At 64.9% G+C, this 17,307-nt stretch carries 13 protein-coding genes and 2 pseudogenes; 3 read left to right on the forward strand and 12 right to left on the reverse strand.

The window, feature by feature from the left end:
- Positions 1 to 151: 151 nt before the first annotated feature.
- The 8 genes from VEA80_RS05545 to VEA80_RS05580 form a co-directional block, all read right to left on the reverse strand.
- On the reverse strand, positions 152 to 787 hold the full coding sequence (locus VEA80_RS05545; RefSeq protein WP_325059705.1) for a thioredoxin family protein: 636 nt from the start codon (positions 785 to 787) through the stop codon (positions 152 to 154).
- On the reverse strand, positions 784 to 2,808 hold the full coding sequence (locus VEA80_RS05550; protein WP_325059706.1) for a protein-disulfide reductase DsbD family protein: 2,025 nt from the start codon (positions 2,806 to 2,808) through the stop codon (positions 784 to 786). Before VEA80_RS05550 ends, VEA80_RS05545 begins: the two co-directional genes overlap by 4 nt.
- A gap of 75 nt (positions 2,809 to 2,883) precedes the next feature.
- On the reverse strand, positions 2,884 to 3,918 hold the full coding sequence (locus VEA80_RS05555) for a helix-turn-helix domain-containing protein (RefSeq protein ID WP_325059707.1): 1,035 nt from the start codon (positions 3,916 to 3,918) through the stop codon (positions 2,884 to 2,886).
- A gap of 193 nt (positions 3,919 to 4,111) precedes the next feature.
- Positions 4,112 to 5,179, reverse strand: coding sequence for an AraC family transcriptional regulator (locus VEA80_RS05560; protein ID WP_325059718.1), 1,068 nt, complete (start codon positions 5,177 to 5,179; stop codon positions 4,112 to 4,114).
- A gap of 822 nt (positions 5,180 to 6,001) precedes the next feature.
- The gene (locus VEA80_RS05565; protein ID WP_325059708.1) at positions 6,002 to 6,292 is read right to left on the reverse strand and encodes a DUF1330 domain-containing protein; all 291 of its coding nucleotides are present in this window, start codon (positions 6,290 to 6,292) and stop codon (positions 6,002 to 6,004) included.
- A 16-nt stretch (positions 6,293 to 6,308) separates the two neighbouring features.
- Positions 6,309 to 7,502 (reverse strand): hypothetical protein, encoded by a 1,194-nt coding sequence (locus VEA80_RS05570; RefSeq protein ID WP_325059709.1) that lies wholly within the window; start codon positions 7,500 to 7,502, stop codon positions 6,309 to 6,311.
- 4 nt (positions 7,503 to 7,506) lie between these two features.
- Positions 7,507 to 8,319 (reverse strand): outer membrane lipoprotein-sorting protein, encoded by an 813-nt coding sequence (locus tag VEA80_RS05575; RefSeq protein WP_325059710.1) that lies wholly within the window; start codon positions 8,317 to 8,319, stop codon positions 7,507 to 7,509.
- Positions 8,300 to 10,645 (reverse strand): efflux RND transporter permease subunit, encoded by a 2,346-nt coding sequence (locus VEA80_RS05580; RefSeq protein WP_325059711.1) that lies wholly within the window; start codon positions 10,643 to 10,645, stop codon positions 8,300 to 8,302. Before VEA80_RS05580 ends, VEA80_RS05575 begins: the two co-directional genes overlap by 20 nt.
- 280 nt (positions 10,646 to 10,925) lie before the next feature.
- On the opposite strand from VEA80_RS05580, the gene VEA80_RS05585 reads away from it, so the two are divergent.
- Positions 10,926 to 12,044: a DJ-1/PfpI family protein gene (locus VEA80_RS05585; protein ID WP_325059712.1), complete on the forward strand. Its 1,119-nt coding sequence runs from the start codon at positions 10,926 to 10,928 to the stop codon at positions 12,042 to 12,044.
- 90 nt (positions 12,045 to 12,134) lie between these two features.
- Here the strand turns inward: VEA80_RS05585 and VEA80_RS05590 are convergent, their stop codons facing one another.
- The 3 genes from VEA80_RS05590 to VEA80_RS05600 all read right to left on the reverse strand — a co-directional run bounded on the left by VEA80_RS05590 (position 12,135) and on the right by VEA80_RS05600 (position 13,852).
- A complete protein-coding gene (locus VEA80_RS05590; protein ID WP_325059713.1) occupies positions 12,135 to 12,758 on the reverse strand; it encodes a TetR/AcrR family transcriptional regulator in 624 nt (207 codons plus the stop codon).
- Positions 12,759 to 13,008: 250 nt separating this feature from the next.
- Positions 13,009 to 13,335, reverse strand: a complete 327-nt coding sequence (locus VEA80_RS05595; protein ID WP_325059714.1) for a TfoX/Sxy family protein — start codon at positions 13,333 to 13,335, stop codon at positions 13,009 to 13,011.
- Positions 13,336 to 13,486: 151 nt separating this feature from the next.
- On the reverse strand, positions 13,487 to 13,852 hold the full coding sequence (locus VEA80_RS05600) for a hypothetical protein (RefSeq protein WP_325059715.1): 366 nt from the start codon (positions 13,850 to 13,852) through the stop codon (positions 13,487 to 13,489).
- Positions 13,853 to 14,134: 282 nt separating this feature from the next.
- On the opposite strand from VEA80_RS05600, the gene VEA80_RS05605 reads away from it, so the two are divergent.
- Together VEA80_RS05605 and VEA80_RS05610 are read left to right on the forward strand one after the other, a co-directional pair.
- Positions 14,135 to 16,153 (forward strand): serine hydrolase domain-containing protein, encoded by a 2,019-nt coding sequence (locus VEA80_RS05605; RefSeq protein ID WP_325059716.1) that lies wholly within the window; start codon positions 14,135 to 14,137, stop codon positions 16,151 to 16,153.
- Positions 16,154 to 16,347: 194 nt separating this feature from the next.
- Positions 16,348 to 16,869: pseudogene (locus VEA80_RS05610) on the forward strand (MBL fold metallo-hydrolase); the annotation flags it as partial.
- 121 nt (positions 16,870 to 16,990) lie between these two features.
- Here the strand turns inward: VEA80_RS05610 and VEA80_RS05615 are convergent.
- Positions 16,991 to 17,301 (reverse strand): annotated as a pseudogene (locus tag VEA80_RS05615) (IS110 family transposase); the annotation flags it as partial.
- Positions 17,302 to 17,307: the final 6 nt, after the last annotated feature.

Raw genomic sequence — 17,307 nt, forward strand, 5'->3', positions numbered from 1 at the left:
TGTCCGTTGCGGTTACAGCTAGAACGTTGCCACGAGCACCTATGCCTGCGCGCAAAATGGCGACGTCACCGTCCATCAGGACGATGACGTCGCACGATCCCTGGGCGCGCCAGCCGGCGCCCCCTACTCCATAAGATGCGAGCCTCAGCCTCTAGCCGTATTTCACCGTGCAGCCGTAAGGCGTCGTCTCCGCGACCTGCACCCGCCGGCCCGCCGCGATATCCCGGAGCGCTGCGCGCACATAATTGTTCGCGCCCTCCAACGATTGCGGGCGCGCGGACGGGCGGTCATCGATCGCGCCTTGATAGAGCACGCGTCCATCCCCGCCGATGATGAACATCTGCGGCGTATTGGTCGCCCCGTAAGCCCGGCCCATCGCGCCAGTGGGATCCAGCAACGTTGCGGTGGGCGCGGCGTTGTCGGTGCGCACACGCGCCAGCGCGCCGGGACCGTCGAGATGGCCTTGCTCGCCGGGGGCCGACGAAATCACCTGCAGCCACACCACGCCGCCAGCCGTCGCCTCGCGCTGCAGCGTTTGCATGTTGCCGCTGTCATAGTGCTTGCGCACATAAGGGCAGCCGGAATTGGTCCATTCGAGCACGACGGTGCGGCCGCTGAATTCCGAGAGCGTGCGCGTCGCGCCATTTGCATCCCGCACCGAGAAGGCGGGCGCCGCGGCGCCGGTTTCGACCGCCGAAGCAGCGCCTGTGAATGTGACGCCAGCAGTGACGGCGACAGCCACCGCGGCGGCGCCGATAAGCAAGTTGCGCTTCGTGAGCTTAGTCATTGCACTTCTCCTTCCAGGGTTTCCAGAATGATGTCTTCGCTAAGAAGCTGCGCCAAAATCCGCGGCTCGCCCTGCGGCGGGTAATAGAGATAGAGAGGGACGCCAGCACGGCCGTGCTCGGCCAGGGCCGCGGCGATCGTGTCGTCGCGATTGGTCCAGTCGGCCTCGAGATAAGCGACATCGCTGTTCGCGAACGCCTGCGCCACGCGCGGCGTAAAGGCGGCCGCTTCGTTCACTTTGCAGGTGACGCACCAGGCGGCGGTGAAGTTGACGAACATGGCCCGGCCCTCGCCGCGCAATCCCGCGACGCGCGCAGGACTCCAAGGCTCGGACACGAGCGTCGCCGTGCTTTCGATCCCAAGCATCGGCCGCCACATCACGGCGCCGGTGAGCGCTATGAGTGCAGCGCCGGCGATGAGCCAGACGCGTCCCCAGCGCGCGACGAAGAAAACGAACGCGAGCGCGGTCGCAAAGCTGAGCAGCGCCAAGACGCCCAACGGTCCTGTTTGCGCGGCCATGACCCAGGCAAGCCAGACCGCGGTCGCGAACATCGGAAACGCCAGTAGGTTCTTCACCCGCTCCATCCACGCTCCAGGCTTGGGGACGAGTCGTTGCAGGCTCGGCGCAAAGTGCAGCGCCGTCAGTGGTAATGCGAAGCCCAGCGCCAGCGCGGCGAAGATCAGCAGCGTCGTCGCCGCCGTTTGCGTGACCGCAACGCCAATCGCGCCCGCCATGAAAGGGGCAGTGCATGGCGTCGCCGCGATCACCGCGAGCGCGCCGGTGAAGAACGCGCCAGCATCGCCGCCGCGCGAGGCCAGACTGGCGCCGGCGTTCGCCGGCCCGTTGATGCTGAAGACGCCAACCAAGTTGAGGCCGATGGCGAAGAAGAGCAGCGCGAGCACGGCCGTCACCCATGGCGCCTGCAGCTGGAAACCCCAGCCGACTGCTTCGCCCGCTTGGCGCAGCCCGATCAGAACGCCGGCGAGTGCGAGGAACGTCGCGATGACGCCGGCGAAATAGAAGACGCCGTGCCGCCGCGCCTCGCCGGTGTGGGCGCCGCCGGCGAACGCGAGCGCCTTCATCGAAAGCACTGGCAGTACGCACGGCATGATGTTGAGGATGAGCCCGCCAAGGAAAGCGAGTGCGACCGCGGCGATGATGGCAGTGGCGTCCAGAGGCGCGCCGCTCGCCTGCGGCGCCTGGGCCCCGGTTCCTGGCAGCACCGGCCCGGGCGCGGCGCTGATCTCAACGGCGCGGCGCGCGCCGCTCGCATCTGTGTACGTCAGCAAGCCTTGCAGCGGCCCTTCTGCCGCCGCCGCACCGGGCGGCAGCGTGATGCTGAAGCCTTCCGCCCCAAGGCTAGCGCTCTGGTTTTCAGCGTAGTCGATGAGATCGCGGTCGAAAGCGAAGAAGTAAGGCTCGCGTGCGCCCACCATGGCGACGCTCAGCACCAGGGGCGCTCCGGCGGTGATGCGTGTCGTGACGCCTTCGTCCCGGCTCGGAATCCTGCTCAGTGTTTCAGCGATGCGGGGGCCCCACTCCGGATCGTCGCGGCCCTGCGCGGCGACTGGGAGCGAGAGCGCGATGGCGCTCTCTTCCGGAACGCACGTGTCTTCGGAGCAGACGACCAGATAAACGTCGGCGGAGAGCTGCGCCCTATCGCCCGGCCGTACGTCTTCGGCCACCCGCATCTCGACCGGCAGCAGCACTTCGCCGGAATAGCCGTAATTGACGAGGCCGGCGGCAAGGATCGGCTCAGGCGCCGGCCACTGGATCGGGCCCGCCGTGAAACCAGCCGGGAGCGACCAGGTGATGTCAGCCGCTTCACCCGCCGCGCCCGGGTTTCGCCAGTAGGTGTGCCAGTGCTCGGCGATCTGCTGACGCAGGACCACCGTGAACGTTTCTCCCGGCGCAACCGCTGCGCGCGAGGCGTGCAGCGATGTCTCGACCCTCCGCGCGCCAGACTGAGCGAACGCAGGCGCGGCAAACAACAGCGCGACAAGAAACAAAGCAATGCGCACGGACGAAGCTCCCGATGAGGAGCCTTATCGAATAAGGAGCGAATGCCCTCTCTGCGCGCCGCTTTTCGAAATCGGCTAGGCGGATTTCACAATCGGCGAGCCTTTTGCAGCTTGCGGCGCCTGGGCTCGGTCACGGTACTCACTTGGGGTCACGCCCTCGGCGGCCTTGAACGCCCGATTGAACGGACCGAGGGAGCTGAAGCCTGCATCCAGGGCTATGGTCGATATGGGCACGCCGCGCTGCGCCGGATCGCTCAGCGCCGCTTTGGCGTCCGCCAACCGCCATTCGTTCAGGTAGTTGTTGAAGTTCCGGTACCCGAGCCGCCCGTTGATCAGCCGGCGCATGACGTATTCCGGCGCGGAAGCTGCTGTGGCGAGAGCGCCGATTGTCAGCCCGGCCTCTCTGTAGACGCGGTCCTCCGCCATCAGGCGCTGCAGCGTGCTCAGCAGACGCGCTTCGGCCGGATCGGCACAACCGACCAAAGCGCTAGCCTCACTAGCGGCTGGTGCTATTGCGTCACCGCTTGTGGAGAACATCTCTTCCGAACGCAGACCCGAAACCAGGAGCGCCAGCCCAATCCCCATCACGAAGAGCCTGATGACATTCAGATCGACAATGATGGGCGGGGTTCTGCCTGGCGCGATGTAGGAGAGCGTGATGCCGATCATGAATAGGCTGCTGAGGATGACGAAGGCGATCCGCGCGCGTCTGCGAGGCTCCACCAAGTCGGCCCCACGCCCCCTCCAGGCGACCCAAGCCGCGGCCGCGGCAAGAACGATCTGCGCCGCATTATGTGACAGCTGAAACGGGTCGGGCATGCCGCCAAGCGCACCCGAAGTGATCCATACGCCGCCCAGCACCATCATCCCTATCAGGATCGCCCAATCGAACAGCTTCATCCTGAAGCCTTCATCGAAAAGCGCGCGCGAGAACAGCCAGAACGCCGCTGCGGCGCCGTATGCAACCGCCACCAGCGGCAGCGCCCACCAGGTCACCAGGGACCTGAGCTCAGGCGTGTTCAGCGACCAATAAATACTGCAGACGCAGAACAGCGCGCCCAGCCGCGCCAGCGTAGGATTGCGCCCGTCGCGCAGCAGGATCAGCGTCAAAAGTAGGAAGGTTGTGGCCGCCCCGCCGCGCAGCGCGACTTCGAGAAAGTCAGGCAAGCTTCATCCTCATCGGACCTGCACGGCGTCGCCGCTGAGCTCGCCTAGCGCTTCAGTTGATACACGACGCACCCAATGGCGGGTCAAGGCTCAGCAAACCGCACCGATGTTTACGGCCACCAGCCAGTTGCCATGGCTAGGCGGATCTTACGATCGGCGAAGCTTTTTGCTGCGCTATACGGGCGCCATCGCGGTACTCCGTCGGGGTGACACCCTCGGCGGTCTTGAATGCGCGGTTGAAGGGACCGAGCGAACTGAAGCCGGCGTCAAGCGCAATGGTCGAGATCGGCACCTCGCGTTGCGCCGGATCACGCAACGCTGTTTTCGCGTCGGCCAAACGCCATGCGTTCAAATACGCGTTGAAGTTGCGGTAGCCGAGGCGCCCGTTGATCAGCCGCCGTAACGCATATTCCGGCGCGCCGACATGAGCGGCGAGGGCGCCGATGGTCAGTCCCGCCTCGCGATAGACGCGCTCCTCCTCCATCAGCCGCTGCAGTCTCGTGAGCAGCCGGCCTTCCGCCGGATCGGTGCAGACCACAACGCTGCCGTTCTCCGCCGTCGCAGGCGCCACCGTTTCGATGGGCGCCGAGAACATCTCCTCCGACCGTAGCCCCGAGACCAGCAAGGCCATGCCCACCGCCATGACAAACATCCTGAGGACGTTGAAGTCCGAGACGAACTGCCCCGGCACGCCTGGCGCGATGTACGAAGCGGTGACGCCGATCATGAGCAGGCTGCACAGCAGCACATAGGCGATGCGGGCGCGCCGGCGGGGCTCGATAAGGTCGCCGCCGCGTCCCTTCCAGGCGATCCAGGCCGCCGAGGCGGCGAGAACGATGTGAGCCGTCTGGCGAGGAATTCCGAGCCAGTCGGTCGACAGTCCGAATGCGCCGCCCAGGTGCCATACGCTCCCCAAGACAACCGTTCCGCCCCAAACAGCCCAATCCAGCGGCTTGAGGCGGAAGCCGTCCTCGAACAGCGCGCGGGAAAAGAGCCAGAAGGCCGCGTACTTGCCGTGTGAGAGCACCCACAGCGGCAGCGCCCAGGTGAAGCTCCACGGGACGAACGGCGTGGTATTCAACGCCCACCAACCGGTGCTGAGGCAGAACAGCGCCCCGAGGCGCGCCAAAGTTCGATCGCCCCCGTCGCGCAGGAGGAACAGACTGAGCAGCAGGAAGGTCGTGACCGTCCCGCCCCTCAGCATGATTTCCAAAAAATCCGGCATGCCTCATCCTGCTGTTATCGCTGGGGCGAGGCAACATTCAGACGCTCATGGAAAGCCGCGGATGGGCGCATGCGCTAGTCGTTTGCAAGTTTCGGCTAGCCGAATTCTGAAAAACGCGTTTGCATTCATCTCTTGCCGCGGACGTTAGTCGCTGCCGTGAGATCATCAGTCGTTTGTTTCCGCGCGGGCCCATCCCGTCCACGAATCGAGGCAGAACGTCATGCTCGATGGGCTAAATGGCCGCTTGTGGTCGACCGTCTCCTAACCCGGCCGGCATCAGCTAGGCGTCGATACCCTCAGCAATGACGAGGCGTCCTCCACTTCCACGCCCACGTACCGAACCGTGCTGTCCAGCTTTTCATGCCCGAGAAGCAGTTGAACTGCCCGGATGTTGCCTGTCTTCCGATGGATCAGCGGTCGCCAGAAGGTTGACCCGCTTGTAGGTGAAGGCCTCGTCGTCGTCTGAGACGAGGCAGGCGATCGCATCCTCGCCGTTTTCTCGCATGACCATGTAGCGGACATACCCGTCGAGAAGCAGGAAGTGGCCTCCGTTCTCCTGACGATCGATAGGGTGACGCCGCCGCCGATGGCTTCGATCGCAGCGATCGTGTCGCGTACGATCCCTGCATCGCGCGTAATGCGCGGTTGGTCATCCTTGAGCTTGGCGATGCCGTCTCTTTCGGCTCTGGGCGTGCGCGCGGCGGTCCGCCCTGGCGCAAGACCACTCCCATCGTTGGTCTGCCGTGTCCGTGATGTGGACGTCAGATATGAGCGGGCGGCGTCATTGCCGCGCTCGCGCCTCTAGCCGAGAATGAGAATCTGCAGCCGCCGAAAGCTCTCATCGCGCAGCGGCGTCAGCGCCCTGTAGGCGTCGTTGTCGAAAAAGCTCGCGGCCGCCGCCGCATCGGGAAACTCGAGAATGATGCCCATGGCTGGAGAATCGCCGCCAGCGATCGTTCGGGCGACCGGGCCGCGGAACACCACCTTTCCGCCCGCCGCTTCGCGCAAGGGCTCGGTGGCCTTTGCATATTGCGCAAGCTCTTCCGACTTGTCGCTTCGCGGCTCTGCCAGAACAAGAACGTAGGCGGTCATTGTAATTCCTCCTCTTTCAGAAGTGCCGCGAGAGCGTGGCCGACAGAAAATCGTCGTCTTCAAACGCGGCTTCGGGGCTTGTGGCCTCGGCATGCGCGAACGCCTGCCCTGCGATCTCTAGGGTCCAGCTCGAACCGATGCGACGCTCGAACTCCAGGCGGAAGGATTGCGCCCCACCCTCGAGATCGAGGACCGCCCCTGCGAGCAGCGCGGTGTCCTGCGCATCGTTGAAGCCGAGCCGGCTGCCGATGAAGACATCGTCGTCGAGCGCGGTGAAGGGCGCCTCGGCCCCGCGGCCATCATAGAGATATTCCACGAGCAGTCCGAGATCGGCGACGCCGCCGGCGATGCCGGGAGAGGTCCACTCAAATCCGGCGACTGCGGCGGCGAACACATCGCCCTGCCCTTCGCGCACCAGCGCTTCGAGCTTCCAGAGCCAGGCGTCTTTGGTCCACTGCAGATCTGCGCTGGCCTGGCTGATGCGGTCGTAGAATGGCGTTAACGTCCCACTGCCAGCGCCGATCAATCTGGGTTCGCGCGATGTGCCGTGAAAGGCGCTCAAACCAAGATCGAAGGCGCCCGACGAAATCGTATAGCGAAAGGCGATGTCCGGCGCCCATTGCTCGTCCTCGGATTCATATTGCGCCTCATCGCTGATCACGAGAGCGCCCCGAAGCCTGCCGTCGAGCGAGCCGAACGCACGCTCGCGAAACCCAGTCATGACAATGAAGCTGAACTGCTCGGCGCCGCGCCGCAGCGAGACGCGCGCCATCGGCTGGCCCAGAAACGCCTCCTCGTTGACGTCCTCGAGCGCGTCGATCTGGTTGATGATGTTGACGAGGTGGCGGCTTTCGGCGACGCCCCAAAAGAGAACGTCGGCCCCGATCGAAAATTCCCAGCGGTCGCCGCGCCAGAGCGCGTAGCCTTGCCTCAGATCGATATGGCTGCGGTTGTCATCGACGCTGTCGAACCGCGCGAATGGCGCAAGCCGGATGCGCAAGCCATTGCCGCTTTCCCATACCAGCTCGGGCGCGGCGCTCAGCGCGATTTGAAGCTCCTCGCTCTGGCCTTCGAACTGCGGCTCGCCAGGAAACGCCCGCCCCTCGATCGATACCGATCCAGACAGGTCGAGCGCCAGCGCGCACGCGTCAGACGCCGCCCCGGCGGCCAGCGCCAGCATGCCGGCCGGAACGAGGGTGGAAAGACGCATCGATTCAGCGCAGCGTCGCCAGCACGGCGGGCACGAAGTTCGCCTCGCTGAGACCGGTGCGGAACCGGATGTTGGAGAACGCCAGCGTCGTCGTCTTTCGCGTCAGATGATTGCTCATGCGCAAGCGCCCGGCGCGCCAATAGGCGCCGCCATGCTGCCTGTACTCATCGAGCAGCAGCGTCTTCAGATGTCGGTCGCCGCGATCGTAGAAGTCGATCTTGCGGAACTGGGCTGTCGGCTGATCGATCCAGACGATCTGGCGGCGATAGCCGGAGTGCTGATAGAGCGGAAAGCGCTCGATGACATCGCAGGCGACGCCGTCCAGATTTTCGGCGCGCATGAAATTGTAGCGGAATTTACCGAGTTCCTGCGCCGTAAAGTCCTCGAACGCGAACTCGCTGCCGACGAAGGGGCCCGATTTGTTGACCGAGGCGATGCGGCGAACCCGGTGCAGCGCCGGCAGATAGATCCACTGATCGTCCGGCTCAAGGATGCGCGCATGCGAAAGGAGCGCGGTGCCCTCAATATCGGCCGGCGCCGAGAAAATGACGATGCTCTTGTCGCCGACATTGGCGCTCGCCCGCTCCAGGGTGCGGATCTCGAGTTCGCGCTGCGACTCTGAACCGTTCGCGTTGCGCAGCGTCATGCGCAGGCTCGCCACATTGTCGCGAAAGCCATTGTCGGAGGTGTCGCTGCGCTGGGCGACGGCGAAGCCGCGCTCGGCGGCATCTTGCGCGCTGGCGCGCCCGCCGAGGCTCCAAAGCGCCGCCCCGGCGCCTGCGACAAGGAGTTCGCGTCTACGAAACTTGCGGGACATGGCCGATCCTTTCCTGTTGAAGGGCGTCGCGCGGGTCGCGGTAGCCGATGAGTAAGAGCGCCGGGAGCAGGAAGAGTTCGAAGAGAAGCGCGACGCTGATGGCGATCGCGGTGAGCTGGCCGAGCTGCTGGTTGATGCGGAAGAGCGAGAAGGCGAGCGCGCTGAAACCGACGGCGAGGATGATCGTCGTCACGATGACCGCCTCGCTCACCTGGCGGTAGGCGTAGCGAACCGCTTCGGCCCGGTCGGCGCCGAGCGCGCGCCGCGCATGCAGGTACTTCGTGACAAAGTGGACGGTGTCGTCGACGACGACGCCGAGCGAGGTCGAGCCGACAATGGCGGCGGCCATACCGATCTCACCGACGAAGATCGCCCAGATGCCGAACGTCACCGCCACGGGCAGGACATTTGGAATGAGGCTGACAAAGCCCATCGACACGCTACGCAGTGAGATGGCGATGACCGCCCCGATCAGCAGCGCGGCAATCAGCGTGCCGGAGATCATCGCTTCGATATTACGCTGCGACATGTAGGCCGCCATCACCGAGACCCCGGTCGGACGCGTGGCCTCGATGTGGGTGGCGTTCTCGCGCAGCCAGGCCTCTGCGCGGTCCATGAAGGCCCGGTGCGTCGTCGTCGGGAGGTCGTGCAAGGTGACGGAGACCCGCGTTCCCGAGCGATCAACATTGACGCGGTCGTTGAGGTCGAGTCCGTAGGGCAGCGAAAGCTCGTAGAGCAGCAGATATTGCGCGGCCATTTCGGCGGTTTGCGGCAGGCGCGCCCATGACGGATCGTCGTCGTGCATGTTCATGTTGAGACGCTTGATGGTGTCGGAATAGCTCAGGACATGGGCCACTTCGCTCTGGGCGCGCGCCCAGAGCGTGAACGCCTCCAGCTCGGCAAGGTAAGCCGGGTCATTGACGCCGGCGGCGCGGCCAGTTTCGAGCGCGAACTCGAATACTTCAGGGCCTCGCAAAGCCTGAGTGGAGAAGTCCATGTCCTGACGGACGGCGAGACGCTCATCGAAGTATTTCGAAAAGGTGTCTTCGAACCGGTTGGTGGCCGCGAGCGCCGTCAAGCCGAGCGTCACCGCACCGAAGAAGACGAGCACCCCGGTACGGCGAGCGATGACGAAGTCTCCCAGTGCATGGATGAAGCCGTCAAAGAGACCCGCGCGGGCCGCGCGCGCCGGGCGCATCGGCAAGACCGCGAGCAGCGCCGGCACGAGCGTGATCGCCAGCGCCCAGGCCGCGAAGATGCCGATCGCGGTGATCGTGCCGAGCGCCTGAATGTTGGGCCCGTCGGCGAAGTTGAGGCTGGCGAAGCCGATAATGGTCGTGAGGCTGGTAACGAAGACGGCAAGGAAATTCTCGCGCATGGCGCGTCGCACCGCTTCCTTGCGCTCTATGCCCTGGCGCAAGTGCTTGCGCGTTGACACCACGATATGGACGCAATCGGCGATGGCGAGCGTCAGGATGATGTTGGGCGCGGCGATCGTGATCGGCGCGAGCAGAATGCCGAGATAGCCCGCCGCGCCCATGGCCGCGACGGTGGAGAGAACGATCGCCACGAACGTCACGAAAGCTGCCGAGATGCTGCGCATGCCCAGCATCGCAAGCGCGATCATTACGAGATACATGAGCGGAATGAGCGTGGCGCTATCGCCCTGACCGGCCTCGCCCCAGGCGTTGTTGACGACGACAATGCCCGTCAACCCGAAGCGCACATCGGGATGGCGCTCGTTAAGCTCGGCGACTATGGCGCGCGCGGCGGCCGTCACGTCCGGGACCTCGGTGAGCGAGGCGCCGGGCAATTGGATCGTCGCGTTGACCCCGGCCGTGCGCCCATCCAGGGAAATGAGGTTGCCCGCGAGCGTCGGTTCGGCCAGCGCGATGGAGCGCCGCTGCGCCAACTCGGCTTCGCTCAATGCGCCAGCATTGCTCACAAGGTCTTCGACGACCAGGGTGTCGCCATCGGAATAGGTGCGCTGGAAATTCGCCACCGAATCGACCCGCGTGGCGAACGGCAGCGTCCAGGCCCGCTGGGTGAGCTCTTCGATCAGCCCCGCCATACGCGGCGAGAACGCATCCTCGCCTTCCGGGGCCTGCACGATGAAGAAGACATTGTCGTTCTTGGTATAGGCGTTCTGGAATTCGTCGAACTGATTGATCTCCGGGTTGTTGGGCCCGAAGAAGATCCGATAATCCGTCGCAAAGCCGAGGCGCGACAAGCCGCTGCCGGCGGCCAGGACGGCGGCGACCGACAAGACGATGACGAGCCAGCGAAAGCGGATGACGGCGTCGATGAAGGCTTCGATGAGTTTCACGAGAACGACCTCCCCGGCGATGGCCCTTGCTGGGACGCCGCTTGAACCACGCCGCAGCGCTTTCACGCCGCTTTCTATAGTAGTGGCTACATAAAAAGCCGACTCGGGCGCGTCAAGGCGCCTCTATAGCGTGGGCTATATTTTTCATTCCCATTCGAGACGAGGCGTTGCTTCAATCGTCGCGCGCCGCTCCAGGGCACGGCTGGAAAAGCGGCCTCTTTGTCCTTCAGCGCGTCAGGCGGCTGAGCGATGATCGGGTCAATCAGGCAGAGGAGCGAACATGCGACGTCGCGACTTCACCGCGGGCGCGCTGGCGATGGGCGCAAGCGCTTGTCAGCGCCCGCAAGTCGCCGAGGACGCAGCGCCGGCGCCGCCCGATCTCAGCGAGCACGCCTCTACAATCGAAGCGCTCCGCCCTCCGAAGCGCGCGCGGCCGCTCGTTGTCATTCTCGCCGATCCAGACGGCGCAGAAACCACGGACCTCATTATCCCCTACGCTGTGCTCCAGCGCTCGGGCCTATGCGATCTGCGTATCGCGTCCTCGCTCAGAGGCCGCACCCAGCTGCGGCCCGCGCTCGCCATCGACGCCGGCGCGGACCTCGATGAGATTCTGAGCGAGGCGCCGGATGGACCGGACTATCTCATCGTGCCGGCCCTGCGTCTGCGCGACGCGGCAGCGCCGGTTGCGTTCATTCGGCAGTGTTCCGAGCGGGGCGCCGTGGTTGCGGGGATCTGCGCAGGCGCGCTCACACTCGAAGCGGCAGGCCTTCTAAGCGAGCGGCGGGCGACCACGCACTGGTGGGATGTCGAAGCGCTCGCTGAACGCAACCCGGCCATGACCTGGGTGCGGGACCGGCGCTATGTCGTCGACCGCGGCGTGGCGACCACTACGGGCGTGTCGGCCTCGCTTCCGTTCTCGCTGGCGCTGGTGGAGGCGATTGGCGGGCGCAAACGAGCCGCGGCCCTTGCCGCGGAACTGGGCGCCGAGAGCTGGGATGCGCGCCACGACAGCAGCGCCTTTCGCCGCCGCGGCGCTGTCCTTGGCGTGGCCGCCGCGAACACGCTCGCATTCTGGGAGCGCGAGACGATCGGCGTTGAGGTCAACGACGGCGTCGACGAGATCGCGCTCGCCTTCACCGCCGACGCGTGGTCACGAACCTACAGGTCGAAGTCGCTCGCCGTCGGAACGGGCGCCGGTCCTGTGCGAGCGCGCAGCGGACTGATCGTTCATCGCGAGCGGGAGGCCTCCGACGGCGAGCTCGACCTCGTCGTCGCGCCAGCACCTGAAGACAAACCCGCTCTGGCGCTGGCGGCCGCGCTCGGCGCCATCGCCCAGCGCCACGGCGTGCAAACGGCTGCCCTGGTTGCCCTGCAGCTCGAATATCCATGGCTTGAATGAAGAGCGACGGCGCCAAAAAGTGCAACCGCTGCGGACGTGTCAGCGCTATTGGGGCTTCGCCCTACGCTTCCGCAACGCTGATTTCGACTTTCAGGCGCGGCGGGAGCGCGTGGCGGTGAGCGGGTCCCAAGCCGCCATCGCACCGTCCACCGAGGCCATCAGCGCCTTGCGCGTTGCGCCATCGCGAGCGCGGACGCCGAGCCCATGCACAACGGTTGCGTAGAAGTTTGCGATGGCTGCGGTATCGAGTTTGGATGAAAGTTCGCCGCTTGAGACGGCCACATCCAATCGCTGCTTCAGCACCTTGGGCGCGCACTGGCGGACCGAGGTGACATAGTCCTCCGCGCCCTTGCCAGAGGCGGCGCAGTTGAGGGCGCCTTGCACCAAGAGGCAGCCATGCGCTTTGCCGGGCCGGGAGACGGCGGCGACAACTTCGCGGAGAAACGCCTCGAAGGACTGGCGGGCGGTGGTCCCTTGCTGCAGCGCGCGCATCTGCTTTGCGCCAACAGTCATGAGATAGAGATCGACCACCTCTTTGAAGAGGGCCTCTTTCGAACCGAAGGCATGGTAGAAGCTGGGCGGCGTTATGCCGCCCATCGCCTGCTGCAGATCTTCAAGCGTGACGCCCTCGTAGCCGCGCTCCCAGAACAGTTCGAGCGCACGCTCGACCGCCTCGTCGCGGTCAAATATCGTAGGCCGACCTCGTTTCGCCATCGGATCAGTGCTGCATCTTCAGTTTCTGTAGCCGCCCCTATAATTGGGCCGCTCTTAACGGCAAAGCAACATCCCCCTGGAGCACCGTGAAACGCGGCCATCCGCCGCCGTCCCTCGCCTGCGGGGATCCCGCCGGCGAGCACACGTCCCCGCTCATCGGCTAGATGACGAACGCGATTGAATCCGGAGAGCGCGCCGCCGACGAGATCACTTACGCGAACGCCAGCGGTGGGGATTGAATTCACGCCCGCTACTTAGGCTCGAGCGCGCCGACAAAATGCGACGCGAAGTCGATCCATGCATCAAGCCCTGCATCGATCGCGGCGCCCGCATCGACCCAGATGATGCCGCGCATCGGTTTTCCGGTGATGTCCATGGGCGTCGCGCCCGGACGGCTCAGCGCCTGCGCTTCCCGCTCCTTGCCCACTCTGAACATGAAGCGGCCGACCTCGACGCCGCACAGCATGTTGCCGTTCAGCATCCAGCAATAACCGCCGAACATCCGTCGCTCGCTCACGCCGGCGCGCCTGCGCATGGCCTCGCGCATGAGTTCGACGAGGTGCGGGTCGTGGGGCATAAGGCGTCGCTCCGTCAGGGATCATGGGCCAACGGGGAGCACGCCCGCTCACCGGCGCGGCGGGATCAGCTCGAACGACGTTGGGCCCGGTTCTGGCGCGTCCCAGCTCTCGGCGCGCGCGGCGCACGCGGCAAAGACGTGCAGTTGCGGCTCAAGGACTTCGAGATCGTCGAGACTGGAGGCGCGGTGCGAACGCCATCAACGGCGCCGCGAGCGCCCATTGCGCCAAGGTGAAGCCGGTTTCGATGAGGAGATAGTCAGGGACCGATGTCATCACGTTCTTGGCCGCCACAGCAAGGGTCGAGTAGGTCCAGGACAGCGCCGCGCCAAAGAGCGCGAACACCGCTGTGCGCAGCCAGAACGCGCCGGCCGGGAAGCGTTCGAACGCCCACGCATAGAGCGCCCCCTGCGCCAGGAGCGCAACAAAGCCAAATGGTACGATGATCTCGTCGCGATAGATCTGAAGACGGTCGTAATAAGCTTCGAACAGCACGAGGCGCCAGACAAAGCCCAGCACGAACGTCGGCGCCGCGTAGGCGAGCGTCGCGAGGATCAGTCGGCGCTTTTGATTGCAGTCTCCTTCTGTTTTCTCACCGACAGGTGATGCGCGATCAAAATATGATCAAGATCATGTTTTGGCGGTGCGTTATGCACTCGCTGGGCGTACGCAGCCGGTCGCGCGTCGCTTGACTTTGCCGGGAACGCCCGTTTTGTAGCATTCCCTATAATTGACGCCGGATGGCGCCAGGCAGGGGGAGGCGGTCGGATCGCAGTGGGTTTCGCGCCAGGGGAGAAGTTGATGCCCGTACGACTTATCGCAGCTGCGATCGCCTTGTTCTTGGCTGGCTGTGCGCTCGCTGACGGCGCCGGCGAAAACGCGCAGCGCCGGCAGGCGCAGGACGCGGCGGCGCCATCAGGACGCTCGCCGATCGCCGACGTCCCGCTTGAACTCCGGAATGGGGCGCGGGTCGCGGCGCCGAGCGGCTGGTCGATCCGTAGAGAGGCGGCCGGATTTATTCTCGCAGCGCCGGAAGGCGATTCTTATGTCGCCATTCTGGATGGCGGCGGGATCGGCGCCGATGCAGCGGTTCAGACCGCGCTTGGCGCCTACAGGCCTGAATTGGCATTGGCGGCGCAAGGCGCCGCGCGGCCGCAACGCGAAGGCTGGGACGAGACCCGGCAATATGTGATCGATGCGCCGGCGGGCGGCGCGCACGCCTTGCGCATTCTCGCTTTGCGCAAAGGCCAGAACTGGACTGTTCTCATCCGCGATGTGAGCGAGATCGTTGCGGGACGCCGCGACGCCCAACTCGAGGTCATCTACAACTCGCTTCTGCCTGCGGGGTATGCGCGCGAGAGCTTCGCGGGACGCACGGCCCAGCCGCTGGACGAGACGCGCATAGCCGCCCTCGTCGAGATGATCGAATTGGCGCGCCGCGAGTACGATATCCCCGGCGTTGCGCTGGGCCTCATCCAGGATGGCGAGATCGTTTTCGAAGGCGGATTTGGCGTTCGCGAACTAGGCGCCGCCGAGTCGGTCGACGCCCGCACCCTTTTCAACATCGCTTCCAACGGCAAAGCGCTGACCACCTTGATGCTGGCTCGGCTCGTCGATGAGGGCCGCTTCAGCTGGGACACGCCGGTGAGGCAAGTGTGGCCCGAATTTCAATTGGGCAATCGTGAAACAACCGAGCAGGTGCTGGTGCGCCATCTCGTCTGCGCCTGCACCGGACTGCCCCGCCAGGATTATGAATGGCTGTTTGAAGGCGATGCTACGTATTCAACCCCGGCTTCAGTCATGGAGCTTTTGTCGAGGGCTGAGCCCACAAGCGCCTTCGGCGACACTTATCAATATTCCAATCTGCTGGCGGCGGCGGCGGGTTATTTCGGCGGGCACGCGCTCTATCCGCGTCGCGAACTGGGCCGCGCCTACGACGCGGCGATGCAGCGCCTCGTGTTCGAGCCTCTGGGCATGAGCGACACCACCGCCGACTTCGGCCGGGCGATGGCCGCCAATCATGCGAGCGGCCACGGACTCGATGTCGATGGACGCATCAGCGTCGCCTCGCAAGGCTTCAACTACGCGTCGATCTCCACTCGGCCGTCCGGCAATCATTGGAGCAATGTTTCCGACATGCTGCGCTACGTGCGCATGGAGCTGGCGCGCGGCGTCTTGCCTGAGGGGCGAAGGCTGATCAGCGAAGCCAATCTCCTGGCGCGCTACGAACCGCAGGTCACCGAGGGCCTCAACGAATATTACGGCATGGGGCTGAAGGTCGATCGCCAATGGGGCGTCGAGGTCATTCATCACGGCGGCAGCGCCGCGGGCTATCGCTCCGACATGATCTGGCTTCCAGAGCACGGCGTTGGCGCGGTCATCCTCATCAATTCGGACACCGGCTCGGTCTTGCGCGCGGCGTTCCGGAGGCGGCTGCTCGAGCTTCTGTTCGATGGACGTGAGACGGCGATCGACATGCTCACCTCTTATGCGCCGCGCCTGCGCGCCGGGGCCGCTGAACAACGCCAGAGCCTTGGTGTTCCCGCCGATGCCGATGCGCTCGCCGGCCTCGCTTCCCGATACCGGAGCGCTGAACTCGGCGCACTTGAAGTGAGGCGCGAAGACGGGCGCACGTTCTTCGATTTTGGCGGCTGGGCGAGCGAAGTGGCGAGCCGGCGCGACGGGGACAGCACCACGATCTTCATCACGATATCACCCAGCCATGACGGACTGGAGTTCAGGAGCGGCGAGGCCGATGGCTCGCGCCGTCTTCACTTGAGCGACGGCGAGCGCGATTACGTGTTCGTCGAGGCGCCATAGTCTCCCTTCCTGATCCGCTGACGCGCTTCACCAGGGCGTTTATGACCAGGCGCGTAATTGCGGCCTCAGCGCACATCGCGACAATGACGCGCAAAGGCAGGAGGCTCGCAATGCATCGATTTCGGCTGGTGTGGGGCGCGCTTGCGCTCGCGGCGCTTGTGGCGGGCTGCGACCTCAACCGTGCAATGACAACGATGGCGATCGGTCAGCAGATCGATTACATCAATGCGCCGGGAACGCAGCAAGCACGGCTCGAGCGCGTCAGCGCGCGCGTCTGGACCTACAATTGGTACTTCGATCGCACGCTGGTGATCGATACCGACGACGGCCTGGTGGTCGTCGATCCCTTCTCGCCCGAACTTGTGTCCAATCTTCGCCGCGAGCTCGATGCCGCAGGTCTTCGCAAGCCAGTGCACACGGTGATTTATTCGCATTATCATATGGATCATACGCGCGGCGCGGCGGCGCTTTCACCCCGCAACGTGCTCTGCCATGCGCGCTGCGCCTATTGGTGGGAGCGGTTTGCCGCTGGCGAGGTTGCCGACGTCCAGGCGCCGACGGGAACGCTGGAAGGCGACACAAGCCTCACCATAGGCGGGGTCGAGATAGAGCTGCTCTATCTTGCGAACGCGCATACCGACACCAATTACGCCGTCTTCCTCCCCGAAGAGCGCGTGCTTTACGCGGCCGACACCGTGGCGCTTCGCTCCCTGCTTCCGGTCGGCGGCGTTTCGATCTTCATGCCCGACTATCTGGCCGCGCTCTGCAGCACGCTTCCTGGACCTGGATCACCGAAGCATTTGCGCGCACCGGGGGCATACGCGCCGGCGAAGTGCCCCTCATCGTCGGCCGCGTCACCGCCTCACAGATTGCTTCCGCATCCGCCGCGTCGTTCTTTGGCTCTTCACGTACGGTTTCACATAGGCCGGGGGCATAAGCTTTACGGTGTGGCCGAGCTCGCGTAGGCTACGCGCCCAATGATGAGCGGTGGCGCACGCCTCGATGCCAACCAGACAAGGCTTAAGTGCCGCGAAGAATTCGACCACCTTCGCGCGCGTGAGGCGCTTCCGAAAAACGACCGAGCCCTCTTCATCCACGCCATGCGCCTGAAAGACGTTCTTGGCGATATCGAGCCCGACTGTAACCACGCTCTG

Source organism: Vitreimonas sp., assembly GCF_035627415.1.
In the GTDB taxonomy this organism is placed as follows: Bacteria; Pseudomonadota; Alphaproteobacteria; order Caulobacterales; family Aquidulcibacteraceae; genus Vitreimonas.

Coding starts and splice junctions, on each gene's coding strand:
- VEA80_RS05565 (WP_325059708.1), bottom strand. CDS start 6,292: ATGACCGCCTACGTTCTTGTTCTGGCAGAGCCGCGAAGCGACAAGTCG.
- VEA80_RS05590 (WP_325059713.1), bottom strand. CDS start 12,758: ATGGCGAAACGAGGTCGGCCTACGATATTTGACCGCGACGAGGCGGTC.
- VEA80_RS05585 (WP_325059712.1), top strand. CDS start 10,926: ATGCGACGTCGCGACTTCACCGCGGGCGCGCTGGCGATGGGCGCAAGC.
- VEA80_RS05570 (WP_325059709.1), bottom strand. CDS start 7,502: ATGCGTCTTTCCACCCTCGTTCCGGCCGGCATGCTGGCGCTGGCCGCC.
- VEA80_RS05560 (WP_325059718.1), bottom strand. CDS start 5,179: ATGCTGAGGGGCGGGACGGTCACGACCTTCCTGCTGCTCAGTCTGTTC.
- VEA80_RS05545 (WP_325059705.1), bottom strand. CDS start 787: ATGACTAAGCTCACGAAGCGCAACTTGCTTATCGGCGCCGCCGCGGTG.
- VEA80_RS05575 (WP_325059710.1), bottom strand. CDS start 8,319: ATGTCCCGCAAGTTTCGTAGACGCGAACTCCTTGTCGCAGGCGCCGGG.
- VEA80_RS05595 (WP_325059714.1), bottom strand. CDS start 13,335: ATGCCCCACGACCCGCACCTCGTCGAACTCATGCGCGAGGCCATGCGC.
- VEA80_RS05605 (WP_325059716.1), top strand. CDS start 14,135: ATGCCCGTACGACTTATCGCAGCTGCGATCGCCTTGTTCTTGGCTGGC.